21 protein-coding genes are annotated in these 20,326 nt (G+C 69.3%); 13 read left to right on the top strand and 8 right to left on the bottom strand.

Annotated elements, in window-relative coordinates; all coding sequences use genetic code 11:
- Positions 1 to 89: 89 nt before the first annotated feature.
- The 5 genes from NA8_RS14840 to ligD all read left to right on the top strand — a co-directional run bounded on the left by NA8_RS14840 (position 90) and on the right by ligD (position 4,088).
- A complete protein-coding gene (locus NA8_RS14840; protein WP_063050972.1) occupies positions 90 to 323 on the top strand; it encodes an NfeD C-terminal domain-containing protein in 234 nt (77 codons plus the stop codon).
- A gap of 19 nt (positions 324 to 342) precedes the next feature.
- Positions 343 to 1,443 carry an SPFH domain-containing protein gene (locus NA8_RS14845; protein WP_063050973.1) on the top strand — a complete coding sequence of 367 codons (1,101 nt, stop codon included), beginning with the start codon at positions 343 to 345 and terminating at the stop codon, positions 1,441 to 1,443.
- Positions 1,444 to 1,475: 32 nt separating this feature from the next.
- Positions 1,476 to 1,877 (top strand): cold-shock protein, encoded by a 402-nt coding sequence (locus tag NA8_RS14850; RefSeq protein WP_062967733.1) that lies wholly within the window; start codon positions 1,476 to 1,478, stop codon positions 1,875 to 1,877.
- Positions 1,878 to 2,004: 127 nt separating this feature from the next.
- Positions 2,005 to 3,090, top strand: coding sequence for an ATP-dependent DNA ligase (locus NA8_RS14855; protein WP_174550082.1), 1,086 nt, complete (start codon positions 2,005 to 2,007; stop codon positions 3,088 to 3,090).
- Positions 3,087 to 4,088 carry a non-homologous end-joining DNA ligase gene (gene ligD / locus NA8_RS14860; protein ID WP_063050974.1) on the top strand — a complete coding sequence of 334 codons (1,002 nt, stop codon included), beginning with the start codon at positions 3,087 to 3,089 and terminating at the stop codon, positions 4,086 to 4,088. Before NA8_RS14855 ends, ligD begins: the two co-directional genes overlap by 4 nt.
- A 9-nt stretch (positions 4,089 to 4,097) precedes the next feature.
- Here ligD and NA8_RS14865 read toward each other — a convergent pair whose 3' ends face one another.
- The 3 genes from NA8_RS14865 to NA8_RS14875 form a co-directional block, all read right to left on the bottom strand.
- Complete coding sequence (locus tag NA8_RS14865; RefSeq protein ID WP_157106704.1) at positions 4,098 to 4,853, bottom strand: DUF4190 domain-containing protein; 756 nt, start codon at positions 4,851 to 4,853, stop codon at positions 4,098 to 4,100.
- A gap of 377 nt (positions 4,854 to 5,230) precedes the next feature.
- Positions 5,231 to 5,893 carry a TetR/AcrR family transcriptional regulator gene (locus NA8_RS14870; RefSeq protein WP_063050976.1) on the bottom strand — a complete coding sequence of 221 codons (663 nt, stop codon included), beginning with the start codon at positions 5,891 to 5,893 and terminating at the stop codon, positions 5,231 to 5,233.
- Positions 5,877 to 7,022 (bottom strand): acyl-CoA dehydrogenase family protein, encoded by a 1,146-nt coding sequence (locus tag NA8_RS14875; RefSeq protein WP_063050977.1) that lies wholly within the window; start codon positions 7,020 to 7,022, stop codon positions 5,877 to 5,879. Before NA8_RS14875 ends, NA8_RS14870 begins: the two co-directional genes overlap by 17 nt.
- Positions 7,023 to 7,373: 351 nt before the next feature.
- On the opposite strand from NA8_RS14875, the gene NA8_RS14880 reads away from it, so the two are divergent.
- From NA8_RS14880 to NA8_RS14890, 3 genes are all read left to right on the top strand, one after another.
- Complete coding sequence (locus tag NA8_RS14880; protein WP_063050978.1) at positions 7,374 to 8,306, top strand: alpha/beta fold hydrolase; 933 nt, start codon at positions 7,374 to 7,376, stop codon at positions 8,304 to 8,306.
- Positions 8,307 to 8,416: 110 nt separating this feature from the next.
- Positions 8,417 to 9,847: an SDR family NAD(P)-dependent oxidoreductase gene (locus tag NA8_RS14885; protein ID WP_063050979.1), complete on the top strand. Its 1,431-nt coding sequence runs from the start codon at positions 8,417 to 8,419 to the stop codon at positions 9,845 to 9,847.
- Between the two features lie 46 nt (positions 9,848 to 9,893).
- Positions 9,894 to 10,280, top strand: a complete 387-nt coding sequence (locus NA8_RS14890; protein ID WP_063050980.1) for a DUF2784 domain-containing protein — start codon at positions 9,894 to 9,896, stop codon at positions 10,278 to 10,280.
- Between the two features lie 9 nt (positions 10,281 to 10,289).
- Here the strand turns inward: NA8_RS14890 and NA8_RS14895 are convergent, their stop codons facing one another.
- Entirely contained in the window at positions 10,290 to 11,048 is a 759-nt protein-coding gene (locus NA8_RS14895) for a thioesterase II family protein (protein ID WP_063050981.1), read from the bottom strand.
- Positions 11,049 to 11,443: 395 nt separating this feature from the next.
- On the bottom strand, positions 11,444 to 12,322 hold the full coding sequence (locus tag NA8_RS14900) for an MBL fold metallo-hydrolase (protein WP_245663843.1): 879 nt from the start codon (positions 12,320 to 12,322) through the stop codon (positions 11,444 to 11,446).
- Positions 12,323 to 12,507: 185 nt separating this feature from the next.
- Here NA8_RS14900 and NA8_RS14905 point away from each other — a divergent pair, with 185 nt between their 5' ends.
- Complete coding sequence (locus NA8_RS14905; RefSeq protein WP_063050983.1) at positions 12,508 to 13,458, top strand: LysR substrate-binding domain-containing protein; 951 nt, start codon at positions 12,508 to 12,510, stop codon at positions 13,456 to 13,458.
- On the opposite strand, the gene NA8_RS14910 is transcribed toward NA8_RS14905, so the two are convergent.
- Positions 13,443 to 14,312, bottom strand: coding sequence for a serine hydrolase (locus tag NA8_RS14910; RefSeq protein ID WP_063051068.1), 870 nt, complete (start codon positions 14,310 to 14,312; stop codon positions 13,443 to 13,445). The two genes, NA8_RS14905 and NA8_RS14910, sit on opposite strands and share 16 nt — an antisense overlap.
- A gap of 167 nt (positions 14,313 to 14,479) precedes the next feature.
- Positions 14,480 to 14,629 (bottom strand): hypothetical protein, encoded by a 150-nt coding sequence (locus NA8_RS33810; RefSeq protein ID WP_157106705.1) that lies wholly within the window; start codon positions 14,627 to 14,629, stop codon positions 14,480 to 14,482.
- A gap of 548 nt (positions 14,630 to 15,177) precedes the next feature.
- On the opposite strand from NA8_RS33810, the gene NA8_RS14920 reads away from it, so the two are divergent.
- Positions 15,178 to 16,518 carry a CoA transferase gene (locus NA8_RS14920; protein ID WP_084466808.1) on the top strand — a complete coding sequence of 447 codons (1,341 nt, stop codon included), beginning with the start codon at positions 15,178 to 15,180 and terminating at the stop codon, positions 16,516 to 16,518.
- Between the two features lie 156 nt (positions 16,519 to 16,674).
- On the opposite strand, the gene NA8_RS14925 is transcribed toward NA8_RS14920, so the two are convergent.
- Complete coding sequence (locus NA8_RS14925; RefSeq protein ID WP_063050985.1) at positions 16,675 to 17,265, bottom strand: TetR/AcrR family transcriptional regulator; 591 nt, start codon at positions 17,263 to 17,265, stop codon at positions 16,675 to 16,677.
- A gap of 117 nt (positions 17,266 to 17,382) precedes the next feature.
- Here NA8_RS14925 and NA8_RS14930 point away from each other — a divergent pair, with 117 nt between their 5' ends.
- From NA8_RS14930 to NA8_RS14940, 3 genes are read left to right on the top strand one after another with little or no spacing between them, the layout of a single operon-like run.
- Positions 17,383 to 18,435, top strand: coding sequence for a nucleoside hydrolase (locus NA8_RS14930; protein ID WP_063050986.1), 1,053 nt, complete (start codon positions 17,383 to 17,385; stop codon positions 18,433 to 18,435).
- Positions 18,432 to 19,316 carry an amidohydrolase family protein gene (locus NA8_RS14935; protein ID WP_063050987.1) on the top strand — a complete coding sequence of 295 codons (885 nt, stop codon included), beginning with the start codon at positions 18,432 to 18,434 and terminating at the stop codon, positions 19,314 to 19,316. Before NA8_RS14930 ends, NA8_RS14935 begins: the two co-directional genes overlap by 4 nt.
- A 27-nt stretch (positions 19,317 to 19,343) precedes the next feature.
- Positions 19,344 to 20,306: an endonuclease/exonuclease/phosphatase family protein gene (locus NA8_RS14940; RefSeq protein ID WP_063050988.1), complete on the top strand. Its 963-nt coding sequence runs from the start codon at positions 19,344 to 19,346 to the stop codon at positions 20,304 to 20,306.
- Positions 20,307 to 20,326: the final 20 nt, after the last annotated feature.

The following is a 20,326-nucleotide window of genomic DNA, read 5'->3' on the forward strand; positions in this document are numbered from 1 at the left end:
CGCCCCCGCGGCGGTCCCGCCCGGCCGATATCGAAAGGTGCTGTGCGAGACGTAGGCTGACGGTCGGATCGTCGGAAGGAGATCCTGGGATGATCGACCCGGTGGTGGGGTTGACGGGTACGCTCACATCGCCGATCCGAGGCGCCGGGACGCTGGGCGAGGTCCTTGTCGCGATTCGAGGGGGAACCGAGCTGTACATCGCACAGTCCACCGAGCCGATCCCGGCCGGTGCGGCCGTGCTGGTCATCGCGGTCCACCCGGGGCGCGTCGTCGACGTCGTCCCGTGGATTCCGCTCACCCCGGACGCGGCCGGAGAAACCTGAAAAAGTAAGGGAGACAGACGTGCTGGGTTACCACGTGCCGGACCCGGACGAGGCGATGCTGGTCAGCGGCGCCAAGAGCCGCGACAACGCGCCGTTCAAGGTGGTCATCGGGCGCGGCGCCTGGGTGGTCCCGCTGTTCCGGAAAGTGCGCTACCTGTCGCTGGCGATGTTCGAATCCGAGATCAAGGAGCGCTGCGTCACCAAGCAGGCGATCCAGCTCGACGTCCGCGCGGTGATCGCGTTCAAGGTCGCCAACGACACCCAGTCCATCGTGAACGCCGCTCAGCGGTTCCTCTCCGAGCAGGAGCGGGAGATGTCGGTGCTGACCGGGCGCATCTTCTCCGGGCACCTGCGGTCGATCGTGGGCTCGATGACGGTCGAGGAGATCATCCGGGAGCGCCAGAAACTGGCCGACGAAGTGCTCGTCGCGTCGAAAGTCGAGATGAGCAATATCGGCCTGTGGGTCGATTCCTTCCAGATCCAGTCCATCGACGACGGCAACCTCGGCTATATCGCCGCGCTCGCCGCGCCGCACAATGCCGCCGTGCAGCGCGACGCGCAGATCGCGCAATCGCAGGCCGCGCAGGCGGCGGCGCAGGCCGAGCAGGAATCCCAGCGCAGGCAGGCGGAATATCAGCGCGAGACGGCGATCCTGCGCGCGCAATACCAGCGCGATATCGACAAGGCCAACGCGGAGGCCGCGCAGGCGGGCCCGCTGGCCGAGGCCATGGCGTTGCAGGAGGTCCTCACCGCCCAAGCCGAGCAGGCGCGCAAAGAGGCCGAACTGCGGGAGCAGCAGTTGCAGACCGAGGTCGTGAAACCCGCTCAGGCCGAAGCGGATCGGGTGCGCATCCTGGCCGAGGCGGAGGCCGACCGCACCCGCATCCAGGCCGCCGCTGCCGCGTCGAACAACCGGATCGCGCTGGATCAGTTGTTGATCGAACAACTGCCGGAAATCGTGAAGCAGGCGTCGAACGGGCTGGCGAACGCGAATCTCACCGTGCTGAACGGACCGGACGGAGTGGGCGAACTGGTGAACGGAATGGTCGGTCAAGGACTGACCGTTTTCCATTCGTTGCAAAAGGCGCTTTCCACCGACGACGGCGAAAACGCGGGTTAAAGTTGCCCGGTAGCGACGGCGACGAGGAGCGGGTGTTGGTGTCCATCGGGAAATTGGTGTCGTTCGACAGCTCTCGGGGATTCGGATTCATTCGGCCGGAGGACGGTGGACCGGACGTGTTCGTCCACGTCAACGACATCGGCTTGGACGAGGACGAGTTGCGGCAGGGGCGGGTGTTCGAATTCGAGGTGACCGAAGGCGACCGCGGGCCCAAGGCGGTCAATCTCAACGTGGTCGGCGGATCGTCCGCGCCCCCGGCGCGGCACAAGGGAAAGGACCGGCCGGGTTCCGGACCGCTCACCGTCGCCGAGCACAAACGCCTGATCACCGAACTGCTCCTGGACGCGAGCCCCGCGCTCACCGCGGGCGAGATCCTCACTATCCGCGACCGGCTCACCGCCTTCGCCGACCAGCAGGGCTGGCTGGAGAACTGAGCGGCGAACTCCACGATCGCTGTCGGGGCGGCCGCCTACGATCGAGCCGAGACCACAGCCACAGACCGATGAGTTCGTCGGGCGCGCATCGTCGGTATGGGTGAGGATCGAACCCGAGGAGGATCGCGTGGATCTACCGGTTCTGCCCCCAGTGCGGCCGATGCTGGCCAAATCCGCACCCGCGGTACCGCGCGAGCCGGGCCTGAGCTACGAACCCAAATGGGACGGTTTCCGCTGCATCGTGTTCCGCGACGGCGCCGAAGTGGAGCTCGGATCGCGCAATGACCGGCCCCTGACCAGGTATTTTCCCGAGGTCGCCGAGTTGCTGAAGCAGGCGCTGCCGGACCGCTGCGTGGTGGACGGCGAGATCGTGGTGGTCACCGAGCAGGGTTTGGATTTCGACACCCTGCAGAACCGACTGCACCCGGCCGCGTCCAGGGTTGCCAAGCTGGCCGCGGAGACGCCTGCCAGCTTCGTGGCCTTCGATCTGCTCGCGCTCGGCGACCAGGACCTGACCGGCGAGCCGTTCACCGAACGCAGGCGGCTGCTGGAGACGATCCTGGACACCGCGCTCGCGCGCGTCCACCTCACGCCGATCACCCACGACCCCGACGTGGCCGAGGACTGGTTCACCCGTTTCGAGGGCGCCGGATTCGACGGCGTGATGGTCAAGTCCGACGACCTCGCCTACCTCCAGGACAAGCGGGTGATGCTGAAGGTCAAGCACGAACGCACCGCCGACTGCGTGGTGGCGGGCTTCCGCTGGCACAAGGACGGAGCAGGTGTGGGTTCGCTGCTGCTCGGGCTCTTCGACGACGAGGGCCACCTGCATCACGTCGGCGTGGCCAGCAGCTTCACCGCGGCGCGGCGCAAAGAACTGATCGAGGAGCTGGCCCCGTTGCGGGAGAACGCGCTGGAGAATCACCCTTGGCGGCAGTGGGCGGATGCGGCGGCGCAGGCGGCCGCGGACGGCAAGATGCCCGGCGGCGTCAGCCGCTGGACCGGCGGCAAGGATCTGTCCTGGGAAGCGCTGCGGCCGCAGTTGGTCGCCGAGGTGCGCTACGAGCACGTGCAGTCGGGCCGGCTGCGCCACGGCGGCAGGCTGGTGCGCTTCCGGAGCGACCGGACCCCGGAATCGTGTACCTACGCGCAACTCGACGAAGTCGCGCCCGCGGAATTGAGCATGTTGTTCGGCGAAGGCGCGACGCGATGACCGAGTCCGTCGACATCGAGACCGACGGCCGCATCGTCACGATCAGCAATCCGGGCAAGATCTATTTCACCAAGCGCGGTGAGACGAAACTCGATCTGGTGCGCTACTACCAGGCGATCGCCGAACCGTTCCTGAATGTGGTCGGCGGCAGGCCGCTGCTGCTGGAGCGCTACCCGGACGGGGCATCGGGCAAATCCTGGTTCCAGAAGCGGGTGCCGAAATCCGCGCCGGAGTGGCTGCGCACGGTGGAGGTGACCACGCCCAACGGCACCACCAGCGATGCCCTCGTCGCCCACGATCTCGCCCATATTCTGTGGGCGGTGAATCAGGGGTGCCTCGGATTCCATGTCTGGCCCAACCGCGCGGACAATCTGGAGATCTCCGACGAATTGCGCATCGATCTCGATCCCTCGCCGGGCATCACCTTCGCCGACCTGCGGCAGGCCGCGATCCGCACCAGGAATTTGCTGGCCGAACTCGGCATCGAATCCCGGATCAAGACCTCCGGATCACGCGGCTTGCATCTGTACTCCGCGCTGGAGCCGAAGTGGGACGGCTATCTGGTGCGCGCCGCCGCGGTGGCGCTGGCACGCGAGTTGGAGCGCCGATACCCCGAGGACATCACCGCGCAATGGTGGAAAGAAGAACGCGGCAACCGGGTATTCATCGATTTCAATCAGAACGCTCCGCACAAAACGGTTTTCGGCGCGTGGTGTGTGCGGCCGAAGGTCGGCGCGCAGGTGTCCACGCCGATCAGCTGGTCCGATCTGGATTCGGTGGTGCCCGACGACCTGACCATCGCGACCGTGCCCGCGCGGTACGCCGAATCCGGCGACCCGTGGGCCGACCGCTCGCCGCAATCCATCGCCCCGCTGCTGGAGATGTCCGAACGGGACATGGCGGCCGGCCTCATGGACGCGCCGTGGCCGCCGCAGTACCCGAAGATGCCCAACGAACCGCCCCGGGTGCAGCCGAGCCGGGCGAAGAAGCCCGAATAGCGTCGACGGCTATTCGGTCCACAGCACCCATGTGCCGCTGCGCCCGCTGACTTCGCACACCAGGGCGCGGCCATCGGCGGTACGCCCGGTCTTGGCGCCGGAGCCGTCGCACTTCGAGCCCGCCTGCTGCACGGCAGTCGCCACCACGTGCGGGCCCGACCACTGGTTGCCACCGGCGGCGGTGAGACAGATCAGCGTGCCGCCGGTGGTGGCGCTGCCGATCTTGCCGAGCTGGGCGTCGGTGCAGGGCGCGCCCTTCGTGACCGGCTCCTGGCTCTCCGACGGCGTGGTCGTCACCGCGAGGCTGGGTGCGGCGGTCGTGGCGGTCGCCACCGGACGCTCGACGGTGGCGGGAGTCGAGGCGACGGGCGCGGGCCCGAGCGAGGCCGTGCGGTTGGTCACGTCCGGTAGCCAATTGCTCGTCATCAGGACCAACCCCGCCACCGCGGTGATCTCGGCTACGCCGAGCAGCAGCGCGAACATCGCCATGACCCGGCCGCGGGGATGGCTGAAGGCGATGAAGCCGAACACGATGGCCACGGGGAACAACCCGAGCAGTGCCGCCACCAGGGCGATGATCGCGTACGGATTGACGATCGGCGGAATCTCCACGCGCAGCCGTCCGGTCCGGCGGCGGCTCGGCGGCTCCGGCCAGCGCTCGTCCTCCTCGTCCGACCAGCGGCCGTCGGGCTCCGGCTCCGCCCAGCGATCCTCCGGCTGCGCCTGCGGCCAGCGATCCGTTTCACGCCGTTCTGCCCGTGTCATCAAGGTCCTCTCCACACCAACACACCGCGCAGGAACCTCGGACTATCCGGACCCGCCCCGATATACCGACACAGAATAGGACGCCCACCGCGAAAAGTTGATCCGAAGTCTGCGGCAATTTGTGATCCGCCCGTGATAACCAACTTCGCGCAATGGCCGCCGAACTGTTAGCCGAGAAGCATGCTGCCGACCGGCGGCCTGCGGGGGCACGCCCATTCGAAGGAGCAGTGGTGTCCGATAAGACGACGTCGAGCGGCCGGGGCACCCCTGACCGTGATGCCAGGGCCGGTGATTTGCTCGATGACAATTCCACCCTGCGGACATCGTATTGCGCGCGTCAGCCGACGGCGCACACTGACGGTGCCCCGTGCCGCCGTTCACTGCCTGCGGTCGACCTTGGGCAGCGATTCGGTGACCAGCGTCAGCAACATGTCGCACAGCAGGTCGTGCACCTGCTCGCGGGTGAGTGTGCCGCGCGTGATCCATTCCCGGCCTGCGACCTTGACCAGCCCGCCGTAAGCACGCACCATCGCGCGCAGCTGGGCATCGTGTGCCGAATGGGCGAGGCCGACCATCAACAGCAGGCGCTCGGCCGCCGCGTCGTCGGCCGCGTCCAGGATCTGCTGCACCTCGGGATCGTCTCCGACCCCCTCGTGGCTGGTCACCTTCACCCAGGTGCTGCCGTGCTCGGCGATGGTGTCCAGCAACCAGCGCACGCTCGCGTCGACCCGCTCGCGCCACGAGCCGGCGGGCACGGCCATGTTGTCGAGCTTGGGCAGCGTCACCATCCGCCGCACCACCGCCAGGTAGAGATCGCGCTTGTTGCCGAAATAGTGGTTGATCAGACCGCGGGCCACACCGGCCCGCTGCGCCAGTTCGGCGGTGGAGACGGCCGCGTACGGGCGTTCGCCGAACATGTCGATCGCGCAGGCCAGGATCTGCGCGCGGCGCTCGTCGGGCTCGAGCCTGCGGCGGCGCGGTAGCGCCGGATCGGCGCCCCCGTCCGCGGCCGCGCTCGTGGTGTCAGAGAGACCGGGCAATGAGATCCTTCATCACCTCGTTGCTGCCCGCGAGGATGCGCAGGACGCGGGCGCCGGTGTAGAGCTGGGAAATCGGATACTCCGTCATGTAGCCGTAGCCGCCGAACAGTTGCAGGCAGCGGTCCACCACGATACCGAGCTGATCGGTCAGCCAGTACTTCGACATGGCAGCGCTGGGAATATCGAGTTCGCCGCGCAGGTGCTTGGCCAGGCAGTCGTCGAGGAACGTGCGGGAGACCTTGGTGATGGTCGCGCACTCGGCGAGCTCGAACTTCGTGTTCTGCATCGCGAACAGCGGCTTGCCGAACGCTTCGCGGCCCTTGGTGTAGTCGACGGTGAGCTGCACCGACTTCTCCATCATGGCGACCGCGATGACGGCCGTGACCAACCGCTCCTGCGCGAGCATCTGCATCATCTGGTAGAAACCCTGGCCCTCGGCCTCGCCGAGCAGGTTGGACGCGGGCACGCGCAGGCCGTCGAAGAACAGCTCGGCGGTGTCCTGGGCCTTGCCGCCGATCTTGTTCAGGATGCGCCCGCGCTTGAAGCCGGGGGTGTCGTCGCCGACTTCGGCGAAGATCAGCGAGACTCCGGCCGCACCCTTGGTCGGGTCGGTCTTGGCGGCGATGATGATGCCGTCGCAGAGCCAGCCGTTGGTGATGAAGATCTTCGAGCCGGTGATGACGTACTCGTCGCCCTCCCGGACCGCGCGGGTCTTGATGTTCTGTAGGTCGGATCCGGTGCCCGGCTCGGTCATGCCGATGGACAGCACGATCTCACCGCTCGCGGCCTTGGGCAGTACACGCCGCTTGAGCTCTTCGGAGCCGAACTCGTAGAGGTATGGCGCGATGATCGAGCTGTGCACGGGGATGCCCATCGATCCGTCGCCCGCGCGCGCCTGCTCCTCGATGATGGCGGCCTCGTGCGCGAAGGTGCCACCCCCACCGCCGTATTCGGCCGGGATGGCGGGGCACAGCAAGCCGAGTTCACCCGCCCGGTTGTACAGCGCGCGATCGGGGTGCCCTTGGGCGACGAATTTCTCCTCGTGGGGCACGACCTCCTTTTCGAAGAAGGTCCTCGCCAGGTCTCGTACCGCCTCGACCTCGTCGTCACTCCACGCCGCGCGTGCCATCGCTCGATCCTTCGCTCGCTCCGGTCCGGTCTCGTCACCGGTTCCGCCCCAGATTCCCGGACTATTGGCGAGTTGTCAACAAGTGTCGCGCGTTGTCGCGGGAGTACTCCGGGGACGAGCCGGCCCTCCGTTGCCCACCAGGGGATCGAGGCCCGGCCGCGAGTTCGGGCGGTAACCCTCCGGCTCGGGCGGCAAGGTCCCATTCGCCCGTGGGTGAGCTGCGCCATATTCGGGCGTTTTACCTTTCCCTTGATGGGTCAATTCTTCGTACTGTCCGTATCGGAATCACTGACATCGGGCACGACGGCGACGTGCCATCGGATCGGTAGCCGGCAGCGAAGGGGTAACGACATGACCGAACTGCTCGACAGCACCGAAACGCCCCGCCCGGACCGCACCTGGATGGTCGACCGGGACGGTGCCGATCTCGCCGTCTACGAATGGGGTGACCCCGCCGCCGAGCCCTTGGTGCTGGTGCACGGCCTCACCGACACACACCGCGTGTGGTCCACGGTCGCGGCCCTGCTGGCCGACGGCTTCCGGGTCATCACCTATGACGTACGCGGTCACGGTCGTTCGGCCACCCCCGCGGTGCTGTCGGAGTATCGCCTCGGCGTGCTGGCGGAGGATTTCTTCGCGGTGATCGACGCCGCCAGTCCGCGCGGGCCGGTGCACACCTGCGGCCACGGCTGGGGCGCCGTGCAACTGTGGGAGGCGGTCTGCGACAAGCGGGCCAACTCCCGTATCGCCTCGTTCACCGCGATCGCCGGACCGAACCTCGATCATCTGGGTCTGTGGCTACGCGCGCTGGCGCCGCGCGCCGGGCGCGAACTCGGCGACCCGGGCTGGTGGCTGCGCGGTGCGCGCTGGGCGCTGACGCCCGGCCCGATCGCCCGCAGGCTCTACCCGCCGCGGGTGCGCGGGCTGCTCGTGGGTCGGCTCGGCGGTCTCGCGCCGGTGCCCGCGCGCGTCGCGCACACCTGGCGCACCGATCTCGTCGCCGGTGCGCGGATCGCCCAGGCCAATCTGCTGCACCATTTGGGCAGGCCGCGGGTGCGGCGGACGGCGGTACCGGTCCAGCTGCTCGTCGACACCACCGACCCGTTCGTGCCCGCCGCTGTCTACGACGCCTCCACGCGCTGGGTCGACAAGCTGTGGCGCTGCGCCGTTCCGGCCGATCACTGGCTGCCGGTCACCGAGCCACTGCTGGTCGCCGAAGCGATCGCCAACTTCGTCGACGACCTGCGCGCCGACCGCGCGGCCATCTCCCCGCGCAGCAGCTGACCGACGCGCTCGAGCTTGACATGGGGCGACCGGGCGACCACCCGGCGGATGGGGTTTGCGACAATGGGCCGGTCGTCTGCCCAGCTCGATGAAGGATGTCCCCCGCCCCGATGGCCGAAAGCATGATCGATCCCGAGGAGCTCGCGACCTGTCTTCGGGTCCTGGAGCAGGCCGGAACGCTCGAAAAGGATCATCCGGACTCGGTGGCCGTGCAGCGGGCGGTAGGCCACATGTTCAAAAAGCTCAAGCAGCGCCGCCGCACCGAAGCGCGCGCGGCGGTCTCGGCGGCCGACCGGGCGGTGGTCGCCGCCACCGCGACCGGATCCCCGAACCGGATCGATGACGAGACCGCGGGCATCCCGATCCGCTCGGCCACCGACGGAGCCAGCGCCGGCACGCTGATCCGCGCGCGCCCCTGCTACATCTGCAAGCAGCGCTACACCCAGGTCGACGCCTTCTACCACCAGCTGTGCCCGGAGTGCGCGGCAAGCAGCCACACCAAACGAAACGCCCGCACCGATCTGACGGGGCGGCGGGCGCTACTCACCGGCGGCCGCGCCAAGATCGGCATGTACATCGCGCTGCGCCTGCTGCGCGACGGCGCGCACACCACCATCACCACCCGCTTCCCCAACGACGCCATCCGGCGGTTCGCCGCGATGGACGACAGCGCCGACTGGCTGCATCGCTTGCGCATCGTCGGCATCGATCTGCGTGATCCGGCTCAGGTGGTCGCCCTGGCCGACGACGTCGCCGCCCAGGGCCCGCTGGACATCCTGATCAACAACGCCGCGCAGACGGTGCGCCGCTCCCCCGGCGCCTACAGCGCCCTGGTCGACGCCGAATCCGGACCGCTGCCCGCTGGCGCGCTGCCGGAGGTGGTGAGCTTCGGCAAGACCATGCAGGCCCACCCCACCGCGCTGACCGCGTCGCTCACCCCCGCGCTGAGCGCCGCCGACGTAGCCGAGCTGGCACTGGTCGCGGGGTCGGCGACGCCGGAACGCATCGCGCGCGGCGTCGCGATCGACGCGGGTGGCCTGGTGCCCGATCTCGCGCACACCAACAGTTGGGTGCAGACCGTCGCGGAGGTGGATCCGACCGAACTGCTGGAAGTGCAGCTGTGCAATTCCGTCGCGCCGTTCATCCTGGTCTCCCGCCTGCGCCCGGCGATGGCCGCCGCCGGGGCCCGCCGGAAGTACGTCGTGAACGTCTCCGCGATGGAAGGGCAGTTCTCTCGGGCCTACAAGGGCCCGGGGCACCCGCACACCAATATGGCCAAGGCGGCGTTGAACATGTTGACCCGCACCAGCGCCCGGGAGATGTTCGAGCAGGACGGCATTCTGATGACCGCGGTCGACACCGGCTGGATCACCGACGAGCGACCGCACTACACCAAGATCCGGCTCGCCGACGAGGGCTTCCACGCGCCGTTGGACCTGGTCGACGGCGCGGCGCGCGTCTACGACCCCATCGTGCAGGGTGAGAACGGCACCGATCTGTTCGGCTGCTTCCTCAAGGACTATCAACCCTCCCCCTGGTAGCGCTCGATCCGGGATCCGCCACGCGGCGGAGGGCTACCCTGGAGGCGTGCTCTACCGGCTGGCAGCCGACGCCACCGCCGTCACGCATTTCGCCTTCGTGGCCTACGTGGTGGTCGGCGGATTCCTCGCATGGCGCTTTCCGCGCACGATCTGGCTGCACCTGCTCGCCGTCTGCTGGGGGTTCGGCACGATCGTGGTCGGTTTCGACTGCCCGCTCACGCATTTGGAGAATTGGGCGCGCGAGCACGCCGGCCGAGAGCGGCTGCCGTCGAGCGGATTCATCGACCATTACCTCACCGGCGTGATCTACCCCGAACACGCGCTCGGGTTGGTGCGGGCCGTGGTGGCCGCGGTGGTGGTGGCGTCGTGGATCGGCTATGTGTGGGCGCGACGCCGCCCCGCCACTGCCGCCCGTGTGCACGCACCGCGCTGACGCCGTCGCTCAGCCGCCGAGGTGGCGCGCGACGAAGCCCGCCACCTGCGCGACATGCTCGTCCAGATAGAAATGGCCGCCGGGGAAGATCGCCCGGTCGAATCCTCCGCTGGTGTACGCGCGCCATTCGTCGGCCTGCTCGGGTCGCATCGTCGGGTCCTCGGTGCTGACCAGCGCCGCGATATCGGCGCGCAGCGGCTCCCCCGGCTGATACCGGTAGGTCTCCACGGCTCGGTAGTCGGCGCGCACGGCGGGCAGCACGAGTTCGGCAAGGCCCGGCTCGGTGCGCAGCAGCTCGAGCGGGGCGGGATCCGAGGCCAGCCGCACCAGCTCATCGATGAGTTCGTCGTCGGAGGCCAGGTGCAACCGCTGCGTCTCCTCGAAAGAGGGTGCCGGACGGCCGGACACGAACAGAGTGGCCACCGGCTGCCCGGCACGCTCGAGCCAGCGCGCGGTCTCGAACGCGACGGTCGCGCCCATGCTGTGCCCGAACAACGACAGCCGCGCGATCCGGCCCTGCGCGAGCACCGCCTGGGCGATCCGGTCCGCCAGCGCGACCAGGTCGGTCATCGGGTCCTCGCCCAACCGGTCCTGCCGTCCCGGGTACTGCACCGCGCGCACCGCGACGCCCGCCCCGAACCGTTGTGCGAGGTCCCGGTATGCCGTGGCCGACCCTCCGCCGGGTGGGAAGCACAGCAGGTGTCGGCGCACGACCGTCTCGGATCGCAGCGTCCGCAACCATTCCGAGTCGGTGCTGCCGCCTGCCACGTTCGATCTCCCTTCGCCGTCGTCGTCCCACCGCGCGGCCGGACCAGACCACGGTAGTCGCCTCGGTCGAGTGCGGGAGCTTGCTGATGCCGCCGTTCATCCGATGCGAAGAGCGTCCGCGTTACGGGCGCGCACCAGTCGGCGAACGAGCGCGGCATGCGTCCGATCAATGATCAGCCGTCAATCCCCGAGGTGCCCGTGATGCCGGAGTTCCCGGGACCTGCACCTGCTGACCGCCCTGGCCGGAATCCACCGTGCCGCATCTGAAATCGTCGGCGCGGCAAGCGAACCCGCCGAGCATGGATGATGCCCGGTCACGATCGGCGTGCGCCGATTCGTCGCATCGCTTCGACCTGTGGCACATCCCGGGACCCGAGCGAGCGACCCGGACCCGGTCAAGGCGTGAAGGTCTGCAGATGGTCCACGGTGACGAAGGCGCTTTGCGGGCTGGCCGCGGCCACCGCGGCCCGCAGGGCTTCCAGACCACCCCAGTCGCGGGCGGGGTCGGTGAGCGGATGATCGAAGTCGTCCCAGTGGGTGGGCAGCACATAGCGCGGATTGCCGGTCGCGCGCAAAAGGCGGCCGACGTAATCCTGAATCTTGCCGCCCCCGGCGGGCAGCAGCAGCACATCCGGGCGTAATCCCGCCACCTCCGACTCGATGTAGTTCGAGCCGCCGAAGTTCAGCACACTCACCCCGCCGCCACTCACCTGGTAGGCGAGCGTGCCGCCTTCGACCAGATCACGAATCACCTTCGGTTGCGGTAGCGCTCCCGCGCCGAGGCCGGGTCGGGTACCCGCGAATGCCACCGTGGCACGCGGTCCCGACGCGGAGTGCAGTGAACGCAGCACACGGATGGTGTACCCGTCGAAACGGAGGAATTCGCCGCCGGTGGCCAAGGCGAACTGCGCCTCCGGGGCGCCGAGCGCGGCCATCAGGTTCAGGTGCGTCTCGGTGCCGAGCACCGTCGCTCCCGTCTTCTTCGCCAGATACGGCACGTCGGCGAGATGGTCGTAGTGGCCGTGGGTGACCAGGATGTGATCGGCGCGCAGTTCGCCGCTGTCGACGTAGCTGTCGATCAGCGCGGTGTCCACGGTGATCGGGGTCTGCGGGTCCGCGCCCTCGGCGGTGTAGGTTCCGGTATGAAACCTGGTCAGCCAGGGGTCGATGAGCACGGTCTTGCCGCCCGGCAGGCGGATCTCCCAGCTGTTGTTGCCCCACCACCGCAGTGTCATCCCACCGGACGACTCGCCAGCCGAGGCCGGGGCCGTCACACCGTTGTCCGTGGAATCCGTTGTACCGCAAGCAACTAGGCCCGCGAGCGCGGCTGCTCCCGCGGTCGCGCCGAAGAATTCACGCCGTCCGAAACCTTTCATGCGGGCACCACACCACATGCGCGGCGACCCTGTCCAAGACCGCCGCACACGCTCGGCGATATCGGAACGGATATCGTCGCAGCGTGGACCAGCTGCGCCAGCTCCGGTATTTCGTCGCCGTCGCCGAGGAATTGCATTTCGGACGGGCCGCCGAACGTCTCGGCATCGCCCAGCCGCCGCTGAGCCAGCGCATCCGCCGCCTCGAGACCGACCTCGGCGCCCGGCTGTTCGACCGCGGCAGCCGCCGGGTCGAGCTCACCGAGGCCGGGCAGATCCTGCTCGCGGAGTCCCGCGACCTGCTCGCCCGCTGGGAACGGACGAAAACGCTGGTCGGCAAGGCGCATCGCGGCGAGATGGACGCGGTGCGGATCGGCGTGCCGCCCGAATCGGCCGGACGGGTGCTCGCCGCGCTGCTCACCGCGTTCGAGGCCAAGGACGTCCGGGTCGACCTGCAGGAACTGACCACCGCCGAACAGGTCCGGCTGCTCGCCGACCGGCAACTCGACGCCGGGCTGCTGCAACACCCGGTCGACGTGGTCGGCCTCGAACTCGGCCCGGCGGTGGAGACGCCGCTGGGCGTGGTGCTGCCCCGCGATTCGCCGCTGGCCGCACGGTCGGCGCTGGAACTGGCCGATCTCGCCGGGCACGGCTTGGTGATCTTCCCGCGCGCCGCCGCGCCGGGGCTCTACGACGCCACGCTGCGCCGGTGCTGGGAACAAGGCTTCCGCCCGGCGTCGGTGCAGCACGCGCGCAATCCGGAATTCGTCCTCGGAATGGTGCTCTCCGGCCGGGGTGTGGCCTTCGATCAGGGCATGGTGGCGCAGAAGGAGCCGCGCGTGGTCTGGCGGCCGCTGCCGGAGGGCGCGCTGAGTCATCGGCTGTCGCTGGCCTGGCCGGTGGGCATGGCCCATCCACTGGTCGGCGAGCTGGCCGAAGTGGTGGTGACGGTGTTGCAAGGCGACGGCGCGTCGCGGCCAGGCACGGTCGCCGACCCGCCGCAACGCCCGTGGAACGTCGTCTACGGCAGTCCGTGAACGATGCGGCCGATGGCCTCGACCGCGGCGGCGCCGATCGCGCGGTCCACCTCGGGCAATCGCTGCGTCAATGTGGCCGCCCGCGTGAAAATGGCTACGGCGTAACGCTTTCGGTCCGGGTACTCGACGACGCCGATCTCGTTGCGCACACCGGGCAGCGTCCCCGTCTTGGCCCAGACCCCCACCTCCGGCGGGAAGGCGGCGGCCAACCGGTACCAATTCACCTGCTGGCGCATCAGGTCACGGACCCACCGGCACGCTTCCGGCGCGCCCGCCTGATCCCGGGCGATCAGGGTGAGCAGCCGCACCATCTCTCGCGGAGTGCTCGCGGTGGTCCGCCGGGGGTCCAGTGCCCGGGTGCGCAGTACCTGCTCGGCGTTCAGCGCGGGGAACCGGCGGGCGAACTCCGCCGCGTCGGCCGCGCCGATATCCTCGGCCATGGACTGCACGACAGCGCGGGGCGGGCCGACCACCCGGGTGGCGGTGAGCCCGAGTTCGCGCAGCAGCGAGCGCACGTTGTCCAGGCCGACGCGGTCGAACAGCAGGTCGGCCGCAGTGTTGTCGCTGACGGTCAGTGCGAAGTACGCCGCGTCGCGCAGACTGAGCTCGACGTCGTCAGTACAGCCCGCGGTGCCGACGCCGCCGAGCCGATCCGCCGCCCGCGCCCGTACCCGATCCGCGGGGTCAAGCTGCCCCGCCACCACTTGCCTGGCGAACTCCAGCACCAGCGGCACCTTCACCACCGAGGCGAGCACCACCGGCTCGTCCGCCCGGGTACCCGCTTGCGCGCCACAGTCGACGCACTGGGTATGAACCCACCCCTCCACGCCCGCGGTCCGAAAGATCTCCTGCACCGATGCAGCATCCCCGTCCCGGGTGGGGCGGATGGCTCCGGGGTCGCGCGAAGAAAGCGAACGGCTCAGGATTCGCCGCGACCGGTTTTGCGCGAGCCGCTGTTCGAGCTCGGCGACCCGCTGCCGGAAACCGGCCAATCCATCGAGGCGGTAGTACATTTCGTCGATCAGCTGAACGATGCGGCCCAGGTGTCGGTGCGTGGGCCGCTCGGCCCAGTAGGCGTCGGCGCCACCGCACGATCGACGTCGTCGGCCGCGACTCCCGCGGCGACCGCGTCCGCCGTCGCCGCCGTGAACGCGGCCTCGAGCTGCTCCACGCGCGATCGCGTCGCCTGGTCGTGGCCGGTGTCCCGAGCGACGCGCGCTCCGCGGCGAGGTCCCCGATCTCCCCGGAGGTACCCGGCGTTCCGGGCATCCTGCACGGCCGAGTTCGTAGTCGTGTTCGATCGGCGCGTTCCGGCGCACGGCACTGTCCTGATTGGCGAGAAGTCCGCTCGGACAGCTCTTTCACGCCGCGCGATCCTGTTCGCCCGGTCTAGATCCCGTCAGGTCGTGGGCCTGCCCGAAGGTATCGGACTCGTCAGCACTTCATCCGCTATCTCGCGGACACGCGTCTGCGAGCGCGCGGTCGCCGCCCGGGCGCCCGCGGCGGTCCGACCCGGCCGAGCGCGACGGCCGGTCGGCGACAGCTCCGCCGCATCGGGGCACGGCGGACCGGCGCGCGGAACCGGCGCGTCTTCGAGCCGAATCTGAGCAGGTAGCCGCGGTGAGCGGCGCGGCGGCCGGATGTGGCGGCCTTCGCTCACGCCGGGCGAGCGGGACCACGACACGCGAGTTCCCCGGGGTGCCAACTAGGCTGAAGCGAGTGAACACGCACGCACGGCTCGTCCAGGACTACGAGGCCGGTATAGGTGTCACCGCCTCGCGCATCTCCCCCGCGCCCGATCCGGGTAGCAATCTCGCCGCGACATTGCCGGTCTGGGCGCTGGCCGCCGGTTCGATCGCGGCGCTGACCACGGCCGCGAACCGCATGCGGACCGCACGCGGTATCGACCCGGTGGCGCATCGCCTCGATCCCGCCCGCATCACCGCGGCCTTCTCCAGCGAGCGTCTGTTACGCATCGGCGGCCAGATGCCGACACCGTTCGCCGACCTTTCCGGCTTCTTCCCCACCTTCGACGGCTGGGTTCGCACGCACGCCAACTATCCGCATCACCGGGCGCGCCTGTTCGCCACGCTCGGCCTGCCCGACTCCGCGCCGGTCGACCTCGCCGTCGCCCAGATGGCCATGATCCGCGCCTCGGACCTGGAGGAGCAGGCCGCCGCGCACGGGGCCGTCGCGGTGCGCGTCCGCACCGAGGAGGAATGGACCGCGACACCGCAGGGACAGGCCGCGGCAGCGGGTCCGTTGGTCGCGATCACCGACCGTCCCGACCGCGGGGAGACCGGACTACCTGCGGGCGCCGCGCCTCTGCAACCCCTGCGGGGCGTGCGGGTGCTCGACCTGACCAGGGTGATCGCGGGGCCGGTAGCGACGCGGGCGCTGGCGTTGCTCGGCGCGGACGTACTGCGCGTCGACCCGCCGCAGCTGCCCGAGATCTCCTGGCAGTTCGCCGACACCTGCCAGGGCAAACGCTCGACGCTGTTGGACCTGCGCACCCACGGCATCGACGACCTGATCGCCGCCGCCGACGTGCTGATCACCGGCTACCGGCCGGGCGCGCTGGAGCGGGCCGGGGTGCGAGCGGCCGCCCGTCCCGGGTTGATTCACGGGCGGGTATCCGCCTGGGGTGAAGCCGGTCCCTGGGGTGATCGTCGCGGTTTCGACAGCATCGTGCAGGCCGCATCCGGCATCTCGATCCTCGAGGGTGCGCCCGCCGTGCCGGGGGCGCTGCCCGCACAGGCACTCGACCACGCGTCGGGTTACCTGCTCGCCGCGGGCGTGATCGACGCCCTGGTCGCGCGCAGCGACGACGGCGTCGGACGGGACGTGCGAGTGGCCTTGGCGCGCACCGCGTCCTGGCTGCTCGACGCGCCGGACCGCACACCGCGCCATGCCAAGCCCGCGATGCCGAGCGCCGCGCACGTGGTCCGGCACGGGCAGGTCGTCACCGCGCCGCCCGTGCTCACCGAGTACCCGGATTACCCGTGGCCCGCACCCGCGTACGGCGCGGATAGTCCCGCTTGGCCACTGCCCGCGCACTGACCCTCCCGCCGGGAGCCGCGCAATCCTCCGCGGCGTACCGGCGGCGGGCTTCCATCGCCCCGATCGGGGCCGGGCGGGCAGCGGAGCGACGGCCAGGAGGTGTAGCGAGCATGGGGGCCGAGCCGCCACCGTGGCAGCGCTCCACCATCGGCGACATCAGCCGTGGACGTCACCGGATCTCCCCCCGGCCAGCGCGGTGACCGCCTGTGCCAGGCGGTCACCGTCCGGGAGGTTCGCCTCCGGAGCGATGGTCTGCAGCACGCCGAGCCCCTGGACGAGCACGAAGTACAGCTCGGCGATCGCTCCGGCCTGCTCTTCGCTCAGCTTCGGGTGCGCCTGCCGCAGCGCCTCGGCCATGTCCCGGTAGGCGCCGGGCAGGCTCTGCGCGAAGAACTCCTGCGACTCCGTCGAGCGCGCGACGCGCACGAGGTTCTCCATGCTCGCCAGCATGCTGTCGCGGTTCTCGGTGAACACCGCGGGCATGCCGTTCCACATGGCGGCGAACGCCGCCAGGGGCGCAGAGCCGCTGCCCTCGCGAATCTTCGCCTCCATGTTGTCGCCGATCGCGGTGCCCAAAGCGTCGCTCAGCGCTTCGGTGATCAATTGGTCCTTGGAGCCGAAGTGGTAACCGATCGCCGCCAGGCTCACGCCGGCCGCCGAGGCGATGTCGCGGGCGGTCGCCTTGGCGACGCCTCGCTCGACGATGACTTTCCGTGCTCCTGCCAGCAGATCCTCGCGATTTCCCATACCGACAGGCTACAACGTCTTAGACAAACGTACTAGACGTATGTACTAGCTACTGCGACCGTTGGGCAATCGGCACCTCGGCGCGGCCCCGGCATCCCGGCTCGCTAGTCTCATGCCGTGCGGCAGAAGATCATCCTGGACGTCGACACCGGCATCGACGACTCTCTGGCGCTGCTGTACCTGCTCGGCTCCCCCGAGGCCGAGATCGCCGGCATCGCCGCCACCGCGGGCAATGTTCCGGCGGCGCAAGTGGCGGCGAACAATCTCGCCTGGCTGGACGTCTGCCGCGCACCGGCGATCGAAGTGGCGCTCGGCGCTGCCGATCCCCTGGCGATCCCGCTGCGCACCACCGAGGACACGCACGGACCCCAGGGCATCGGATACGCCGAACTTCCCCCCTCGGCTCGCCGTCTCTCGCCGCGATCTGCCGCGCTGATGTGGGCCGAGCTGGTGCGCGCAAATCCCGGCGAGATCGTCGGCCTCTGCACCGGGCCGCTGACCAATCTCGCCCTCGCCTTGCGGATCGAACCGCATCTGCCGCTGCTGCTGAATCGTCTGGTCATCATGGGCGGCGCGTTCAACCATCCGGGCAACACCACGCCCACCAACGAGTGGAATGTGCACGTCGACCCGGAGGCCGCCAAGGAGGTCTTCGACGCATTCGCCGCGGCGCCCGCCCAGCGCAGGCCGATCGTCTGCGCGCTCGACATCACCGAGACGATCGAGATGCGACCCGAGCACCTGGTCCGCCTGGCCGAGCGGGCGAAAAGCTATCCGGTGGAGGTCGTCTCGCCCGCAGACCCGCCCGAGGCCCGTTCGGCCGCGAGCAATCCGATCGTCCGGCACGTCACCGATGCCGTGCGGTTCTACTTCGATTTCCATCACGGTTACGACCTGGGCTATCTGGCCCATATGCACGATCCGTTCGCGGCCGCGGTGGCGCTGGACCCGGCGCTGGCCCGCACCCGCCCGGCGACGGTGGACGTAGAGCTGGCGGGCACCCTCACCCGCGCGACGACGGTCGCCGACTGGGCGGGCATGTGGGGCCGGGAACCGAACGCCGACATCGTGATCGGCACCGACCCGGAGCTGTTCTTCGAACGACTCATCGCCCGGGTCGGCGACCTCGCGCGAACGGTGCACCCGCCTGCGGCGCAGGAGGTCCGATGACCGCCGCCGACGACGCGACCTACCTGTCCGCCTTCCGCGCCGGGCTCGGCCTGCCCGGCATCATCGACGTGCACACCCATTTCATGCCCGATCAGGTGATGCGGAAGGTGTGGGCGTACTTCGACACGGTCGGGCCGCTGACCGGCCGCACCTGGCCGATCACCTACCGCGACGATGCCCAGGTCCGGTTGAAGACTCTGCGCGACTTCGGCGTGCGCGCGTTCACCGCGCTGGTGTACCCGCACAAACCGGACATGGCGGCGTGGCTCAACGAATGGACCGCCGACTTCGCCGACCGCACCCCGGATTGCCTGCACACCGCCACCTTCTTTCCCGAGCCGCAGGCAGCAGGCTATGTCGGCGAGGCGGTCGAACGCGGCGCCCGCGTCTTCAAAGCGCACGTCCAAGTCGGCGGCTACCACCCGGGCGACCCACTGCTGGACCCGGTGTGGGGCGTGCTGGAGGACGCGCGCATTCCCATCGTCATCCATTGCGGTTCCGGCCCCGCGCCCGGAACACACACCGGCCCGGAGCCGATCGCCGCTGTGCTGCGGCGCTTTCCGCGCCTGCGGCTGATCATCGCGCACATGGGCACGCCCGAGTATTCCGAATTCCTCGATCTCGCAGGCGATTACACGGAAGTGCGGCTGGATACCACGATGGTGTGGACCGACTTCTCCGAGGCCGACGCTCCGTTCCCGGTGCACGAGCACAGCAGGCTGCGCGCCTTCGCCGACCGCATCCTGTTCGGCAGCGACTTTCCCAATATTCCGCACTCCTACGGTCACTCGATCGCGGCGCTCGAACGGCTCGAGCTCGGTGACGACTGGTTGCGCCAGGTCTGCTACCGCAACGCCGCGACGTTGTTCGGTATCGAGTGAACGGGCCTGCGTGCTCGGGTATCGGATGTGATTTCGAAGTCGGTTCTGCTCGTTATCCGTCTGCTGGCCTGGGTTGCGGCTCTGGCCGCCGCCGCTGGGATCGCCTTGCACTTCAACGGGTCGTCGTCTCGAATACTGGTTCTGGCGGCTTCGGGCGCGCCGTATCTGATGGGTTCTGCTGTCCTGGGTGCGGTCGTCTTCGTCGCCATGCGGCACTGGGTCGGCGCGGGAGTCGCGATCGTGCTCGTGGCCATCGCGACGTGGACGCAAGCGCCGCTGTATGTCGGCCACCGGGACAACAGGGACGGGCACACCGTGACCGTGATGCAGGCCAATCTCCTGTTCGACGGAGCCGACCCTCGAGCGCTGGTCGACGAGGTGCGCGCACGGAGGGTCGTCGTGCTCACGGTCAACGAACTCACTCCCACGGCGGTCGAGGATCTCGGCCGGGCAGGACTCGATCAGGTGCTGCCGTACCGTTTCCTGTCGCCGGGAAGAACCGCGACCGGGACGGGAATCTGGAGCAGCCACCCTCTATCGGACACCGTGGAGTACGACGGCTTCGTGCTGAACCAACTCTCGGCGACCGCCGAGATCCCGGGCGCCGGGCCGGTCATGGTGTACGCGTTCCACCCGGTACCGCCGGTGTACGGAACGCGAGTCTGGGCCGAAGAATTGTCCCGGCTGCGTGACATTCTCGACCGATCGCCCGCGGATCGACCGGCGATCGCCGGCGGCGACTTCAACGCCACCTACGATCATCGGCAGTTCCGTGCGATGCTCTCCGGCCGCTTCGGCGATGCCACCGAACAGGCGGGCGCCGGGCATCTGGTCACCTATCCGACCGACAAGCGCTGGCCGCCCCTCGTCGGCATCGACCACATCCTCGTCGCAAGCGGTCGCGCCGTCGCGGTGGAGACGGTAGACCTCCCGGGAGCCGACCACCACGCGCTGGTGGCGCAGGTCCGCTTGCACGGGAAGCAGCGGTAAGCCACACCACGCCATCGGCG

The sequence above is a fragment of the Nocardia arthritidis NBRC 100137 genome, from assembly GCF_001612765.1.
Classification (GTDB): domain Bacteria; phylum Actinomycetota; class Actinomycetes; order Mycobacteriales; family Mycobacteriaceae; genus Nocardia; species Nocardia arthritidis.